At 66.3% G+C, this 6352-nt stretch carries 7 protein-coding genes; 6 read left to right on the top strand and 1 reads right to left on the bottom strand.

The features are described from left to right. The first annotated feature begins 245 nt into the window (after positions 1–245). Genes BGN95_RS13790 through BGN95_RS13770 form a run of 5 tightly spaced genes read left to right on the top strand, consistent with a single transcriptional unit; the run spans position 246 to position 4402 of the window. Positions 246–941, top strand: coding sequence for a carboxymuconolactone decarboxylase family protein (locus BGN95_RS13790; RefSeq protein ID WP_286772961.1), 696 nt, complete (start codon positions 246–248; stop codon positions 939–941). 44 nt (positions 942–985) lie between these two features. Next, the gene (locus BGN95_RS13785; protein WP_265314339.1) at positions 986–1783 is read left to right on the top strand and encodes an enoyl-CoA hydratase/isomerase family protein; all 798 of its coding nucleotides are present in this window, start codon (positions 986–988) and stop codon (positions 1781–1783) included. 4 nt (positions 1784–1787) lie between these two features. Further along, complete coding sequence (locus tag BGN95_RS13780) at positions 1788–2126, top strand: EthD domain-containing protein (RefSeq protein WP_265314338.1); 339 nt, start codon at positions 1788–1790, stop codon at positions 2124–2126. After that, positions 2119–2913, top strand: coding sequence for an SDR family NAD(P)-dependent oxidoreductase (locus tag BGN95_RS13775; protein WP_286772960.1), 795 nt, complete (start codon positions 2119–2121; stop codon positions 2911–2913). The genes BGN95_RS13780 and BGN95_RS13775 overlap by 8 nt, the downstream gene beginning before the upstream one ends. Then, positions 2891–4402, top strand: a complete 1512-nt coding sequence (locus tag BGN95_RS13770; RefSeq protein ID WP_286772959.1) for a class I adenylate-forming enzyme family protein — start codon at positions 2891–2893, stop codon at positions 4400–4402. The genes BGN95_RS13775 and BGN95_RS13770 overlap by 23 nt, the downstream gene beginning before the upstream one ends. Here BGN95_RS13770 and BGN95_RS13765 read toward each other — a convergent pair. Next, positions 4399–5244 carry a LysR family transcriptional regulator gene (locus BGN95_RS13765; RefSeq protein WP_286772958.1) on the bottom strand — a complete coding sequence of 282 codons (846 nt, stop codon included), beginning with the start codon at positions 5242–5244 and terminating at the stop codon, positions 4399–4401. The genes BGN95_RS13770 and BGN95_RS13765 overlap by 4 nt on opposite strands. Positions 5245–5350: 106 nt before the next feature. Between BGN95_RS13765 and BGN95_RS13760 the strand changes: the two genes are divergently transcribed. Beyond that, a partial coding sequence (locus BGN95_RS13760; RefSeq protein WP_286772957.1) for an amidohydrolase family protein occupies positions 5351–6352 on the top strand: 1002 nt, incomplete at its 3' end.

Below are 6352 nucleotides of genomic sequence, written 5' to 3'. Positions count from 1 at the left end.
AGACAGGGATCGCGGGGATGATATGCTCATCCATGAACGCGCGGACGCGCGCCATCCATTCGCTCGATCGCTGCGACTGTTCGAACGCCATGGCGCGGATATCCCTCCTGTCGTTTCTTTCGGATCGTTCGTCCGGTCGGTCGGCTGTACTATTTTTCGACCGACCGGTCGGCTGTCAAATAGGACAGTGGGCCGGCGGTTGACGCCCGACCAGTCGGTCGACAAGCTTAAGGCAGGAGAGGTCGATGACGACGCCAAGATCATTTGGGCCATTGGGTGATGTCGCGCTGCTGCGCGGCCATGCGCCGTACACGCTTGCCGGCTATGCGGGTTTCCGTGCGGTCATCGATACCGACGGCGCGGTCCCGGCGAGGCTCAAGGCGCTGTTCATTGCGGTCGCCGCGATCGACCGCCGCTATCCCGAACTGGCGCGGCGCGAACTGGCGCGGGGGGCTTCGCTCGGGCTGACCGTTCGCGACGCGACCGCTGGGCTCATCGTCCTCAGCAGCTTGCGCGGCGAAGGCGCGGCGCTCGAATTCGCCGACGTGATCGCGACCGTCTTCGATGACTCCGGCGCACCGCCGCCGCAGGACCTGCCACACGCCGGGCCGGGGGAGGCGGAAGCCAATTTCCTCGCTTATTTCGGCACGATCCCGGTGCCGCTTGCGCAGCTGATGCGGCTCTGCCCAGGCGCGGCAGATGCTTATTACCTGATGCGCCGCGGCAGCATCGACGCCAACCCGTTGTCGCCCAAACATGGCGAGCTGTTGCTGCTGGCGATCCTCGCGGCCGGCTACAGTCCGATGGCTGCCACGCATGTCCGCGGTGCGCGCATGGCGGGCGCGACCGACCAGGAAATCGCCGAGGCGGTGCTGTGCGCCGTCCCCGCCGCCGGCATCGCCGCCTGGATAGGCGTCGGTGCGATGCTCGCTCCGGACTAATGGTCCGTAGGCCCCAATTTAGCCCAATATCGAAGGAGATTCTGATGGAACTCGAAAAGGACGTCATCCAGTACGAACTGGCCGACAACGGCATCTGCACGATCTGGCTTAATCGTCCCCACAAGCGGAACTGCGTCAGCCCGCAATTGCTGCGCGAACTTGAAGTCGCGGTCGATCGCGCGGCGGCGGACAAGAAAGCGCTCGCCGTGGTGTTCCGTGGACGCGGTAACACCTTCTGTTCGGGCGCGGACCTCGATCAGCTGGTCGGCCCGGTGCTGCACGAATCGACCACCTCGCTGCAGCTCGCGATCGACTCGGCGCGGACCTACGACAAGATCTACAACATGGGTAAGCCGACCATCGCGGCGGTTGAGGGCTATGCCGTCGCCGGCGGGTTCGAGCTGATGATCTCGTGCGACTTCGCGCTGGCGGCGTCCGAGGCGAAGATCGGCGACTTCCACATCCGCCGCGCGCTCTTCGGCGGTGCCGGGCCGATCTATCGCCTGCCGCGCTATATCGGCATGCGCAAGTCGAAGGAGCTGATGCTGACCGGCAAGCTGTTGACCGGTGACGAGACCGTCGAATGGGGTCTGTGCAATGCATCGGCGCCGATGGCCGAGTTCGACCAGCTGATCGCCGATTTCTGCGCGCCGCTGATCGACAAGAGCCCGTTCTGCATGTGGATGACCAAGATGGCGCTCAATCGCGGCATGGATGCGGACACTAACTCGCTGATCACGCTCGAGACGATGACCTGCAACGTCGTGCATCATTCGGCCGATGCCAAGGAAGGCGTCGCGGCGTTCCTCGAAAAGCGCAAGCCGGTCTGGACGGGCAAATAAGGCGATGACGGTCAGCATGGTCGTGCTCGCCAGCCGGCCTGGCGGCTGGACGCAGGAGCGGTTCACGGACTGGTGGCGCGGGCCGCATGCCGATGCGGCGAAGCTGCTGCCCGGCCTGCTCGCCTATCGCCACGGCGTGGTCACCAAGGACTATGACAGTCCCGAAACGCCGGGCTGGGACGGGCATGCCGTGCTGACTTTTGCCGACCAGGCTGCGCTTGACGCGGCTTTCGCCTCGCTCGAATGGAAAGCGGCGACCGCGCAGACGAAAGGCATGGGCGGTCGACGCATCATTCTCATCACCGATGAGGTCGATCTGCTTGCCGGGTGCGGCGATGGCTGACCTTGCCCCCGGTTTCGCGACCGCGGCGTTTCGCCTCGACGGCAAGCGCGCGTTGATTACCGGCGGACGCGGCGCGCTGGCCGAGGCGATGGCGGCGACGCTGGCCGACCTCGGCTGCGCGATCGCGCTGGCTTCGCGCAATGGCGATGAATGCGCGGCGATCGCGGCGCGTATAGCCGAGCGTTTTGGCACTCCCGCGATCGGGCTGTCATGCGACATCGCCGACGAGGCTTCGGTCGAAGCGGCGGTGGCCAAAGTCGTCGCCGAGCTCGGCGGGCTCGACCTGCTCGTCAACAATGCCGGCGCGTCATGGTGGGGACTGCCGCAGGACATTCCTCTTAAGGGGTGGCGCAAGGTGATGGACATCAATGTCACCGGAACCTTCCTCGCCTGTCGCCATGCCGCGCGTCACATGCTCGCCCATGGCGGCGGTGCAATCATCAACATCGCCTCGGTCGGAGCGTTCATCTCCTATCGGCCCGAAGAGGGGCAGGTCGTGCCCTACACCACCAGCAAGGCGGCGATCGTCCATTTGACCAGCGACCTCGCCGCGCAATGGGCCGGACAGGGCATCCGTGTGAATGCCATCGCGCCGGGATCGATTGAAACCGGCATGACCGAGACGCTCGACCCCGCGATCCAGGAGAAGACGCGCGCCGGCATCCTGCTTGGGCGGTTCGGGAGGCCGGAGGAGATCAGCGGCACGTTGGCGCTGCTGGCGTCGGATGCGGGCAGCTTCATCACTGGGCAGACCTTCCTCGTCGATGGAGGTCAGTCGCTTGGCTGAGTTTCGTGCCGACGGTCTGACTTGGACCGATGAGCGATTGTGGCCACAATTCGCGGCGCATGTGGATGCAGATCCGGATGCACTGGCGCTGATCGATTGCGGTGATCGCCGCTGGACGCGTCGCGAACTCCATGGGCTCGCGCTCGACATTGCCAAACGCCTGGCAGCGGTGGGCGTGACAGCGGGTAGCCGAGTCCTCGCCGCCGGCGTGAAGCGTGCCGAGACGCTCGCCGCGGCGCTGGCGACATCGGCTTGCGAAGCGACCTTCTGTCCCTATTCACCGAAACTGTCCGAGGCTGACCGCCAGGTTCTCGAGACCCGGCTCGGCCACGCCGCGCATGTCGTGATCGGCAGCGACGATGCGATCATCGTCGCGCCAGCCACGTCCGAGCGGCGTACCGCCGATCCGCGCGATCGCGATACCGTGCTGATCGGCTTCACGTCGGGCTCCACCGGTATGCCCAAGGCGGTGATGCACGGCGCCGCCGCGCTCAATTATGCGACGCGCGCCTGTGCGGCGATCGCGGCGCTGCAACCAGCGGATTCGATCCTCGGCATTGTGCCCTTGGATAGCGCGCCGGGATTCACCTTCACCGCGCATTTCGCCTTGTCGCAGGGGCGGCCTTTGGTGTTGGTCGATCCCTGGGATCCGGTAGCGGCGATGCGCCGTGCGGTCGAACATGGTTGCGGCTGGGCGATCATGGTGCCGACCCATCTCTATACGATGGTCGAAGCGGCGAAGACTGGATCATGGACGGCAACCCTGCCGCTGCGCGCCGCCGCGGTCGGGGGCAGCGCGATGACCGCCGAGCTGATCGCCGATGCCGAAACGCTGCTGGGTCTCAAGGCGCTCAGGATGTTCGGCATGTCCGAATGCATGGGACATTGCTCGACGCGCCCCGGCGATCCGCTCACGCGGCGGCGAGGATCGGACGGCATACCCTTTCCGGGCACCGAGGAGGAAGCGTTCGACGCCGAGGGCGTCGCGCTGCCGCGCGGGTCGCGCGGGCAGGCAGGCGTGCGCGGGCCGTCGTTATTCCTCGGTTATGCCGAGGGGCTCGGATCGGGCCAGGAGCGGCGGAGCCGCGACGGCTACTTCCTGACCGGGGACGAGATCGTCCGCGACGAGGAAGGATTCGTCACCGTGGTCGGCCGGATCAAGGACCAGATCATTCGCGGCGGGTTCAACATCGATCCTGCCGAGATCGAGGCCGCGCTGCTGCGCCACCCGGCGATCGCCGAGGTCGCGGTAGTCGCGATACCCGAGCCTAAGCTCGGGGAGCAGGCGTGCGCGGTCTGCCGGGTACGCCAGGGTATGACACCATTCGGGTTCGCGACGATGGTCGATCATCTCGAACGCGAAGGCCTCTCGCGCAAGAAATGGCCCGAGCATCTCCTGATCGTCGAGCAGATGGCGGTCGGCGCGACCGGCAAGCTCGACAAGAAGGCGATGGCCGCCCATGCCGCATCGGCACTCGGGCGAGGCTAGCCCAACGAACGCGCCGCCAGCGACTCCGCCAGTCGCGTCGCAAGCTCGCCCACCGGGCCGGTCGTCTCCCACGCATAGAGCGATACCGCCATCGATTGCTCTTCGCCCAAGGCACGGTGGATGCGTACCGCGCGGTCGCCGGTAGAGCGTCGGGGAAGGAGCGAGATGCCCATTCCCGCCTCGATCGCCACCAGCACGCCCGAAAGGCTGCTGCCGGTGAAGGCGATATACCAGCGGCGTTGCTCGCGCTCGATCCGCGCGAACATCTCGTCGCGATAGAGACCACCCGGCGGGAACGACACCAGCGGCACCGGATCGGGCCAGTCGCGATCGACCGTCGCGCTTTCGTACCATGCCATCGGCTCGGCGAACGAGACGCGGCAATCCGGGCTCGCGCGATGCTCTTTGACGACGACGATATCGAACTCGCCGTCGCGATAGCGGCGCATCAGATCGCGGCTGAGCCCGGTCGTCACGTCGAGTCGCGTCTCGCGGTGGGTCTCGGCGAAGGCGGCGAGGCCGCGGGCGACGTCGGGGGTGACGATATCGTCGGGCACGCCGATCCGCGCGGCGTGCGTCCCCGCGGGGTCGGCGAGTAAGCCGGTCGCCTCGGCCTGCAGCGCGAGGATGCGGCGCGCATAGCCGAGCAGTCTTTCACCCGCCGGGGTCGGGCGGACCGGGCGCGACGCGCGGTCGATCAGCGGATGGCCGACGGCCTGCTCGAGCCGGGCGAGCTGCTGGCTGATCGTCGATTGCGTCATGTTGAGCCGCGTCGCGGCGTCGGTGAAGCTCTGCCGGTCGGCGATCGCGACAAAGGCACGCAGCAGACGGGGATCGAGCATCGACGGCAACATTCGAAAAATGGATATCGTTTATCATGATATCTCGTTTGCGCATGATAGGGAAGCTGGCGTAAAATCCCGCGCGGACTGGATGGGATCTCGAAACGTGAAACTTCCTCTTATCGCCCTGGCGGCGGCGGTATCTCTGGCGTCGATCCAGGCTGTGGCGCGCGAGAAGGCCGATGTGCTGATCCGGCACGCGACGGTGATCGATGTCGAACATGCCCGCACGATCCCCGATCAGGCGGTGGCGACCCGGGGCGACCGGATCGTTGCGGTCGGCGCCGATGCGGCGGTGGCGAAGGCGTGGGGCGCGACGCGCGAGGTCGACGGCAAGGGGCGCTATCTGATCCCCGGACTATGGGACATGCACGTCCATTTCGGCGGCGGCCCGGCGCTGATCGACGAGAATAAGGCGCTGCTGCCGCTCTATGTCGCTTATGGCATCACCACGATCCGCGATTGCGCGGGCGATCTTCCTTACGAGGTGCTCAAGTGGCGCGGCGAGATCGCCGACGGCGCGTTGTTCGGCCCGACCCTGCTCAGCGCCGGCCCCAAGATCGAGGGCGTCAAACCGGTGTGGAAGGGCACGCTGGAAACCGGATCGGAGGCCGATGTCGACGCGGCGATCGCCAAGCTCAAGGCGCTCAAGGTCGATTTCGTCAAGATCACCGACAGCACGCTCAAGCCCGAGCTGTTCCTTTATGCGGTGCGCAAGGCGCGCGAAGCCGGCCTGCGCACCTCCGGGCATATCCCGATGGCGCTCACCGTCGGGCAGGCGGTCGATGCCGGGCTGAGCTCGATCGAGCATCTGAGCTATGCGCATAAGGCCGGATCGAAGGACGAAGCGCGGATCGCCGCCGATTTCGCCGCGGGCCGGATCGATCGCGCCACCGCGACCGCGCAGCTCGACGCCTCGTTCGACGCCGAGACCGCGATGGCCTCCTATCGCAAGCTCAAGGATCATCACGTCTTCGTGACGCCGACGCTCAATATCGAGCGGCTGCTCGCCTATCTCGACACCGACGATCATTCGAAGGACGCGTTCCTCGCCTATGTCGGGCCAGGCTTGCGCAAGACCTATCAGTGGCGGATCGAACGCGCCGCC

The sequence above is a fragment of the Sphingomonas sp. 66-10 genome (assembly GCF_001897045.1).
Lineage (GTDB): Bacteria > Pseudomonadota > Alphaproteobacteria > Sphingomonadales > Sphingomonadaceae > Sphingomonas > Sphingomonas lycopersici.
The sequence above is the reverse complement of the archived record's forward strand: the minus strand, read 5'-3'. Positions and strand labels throughout refer to the sequence as shown.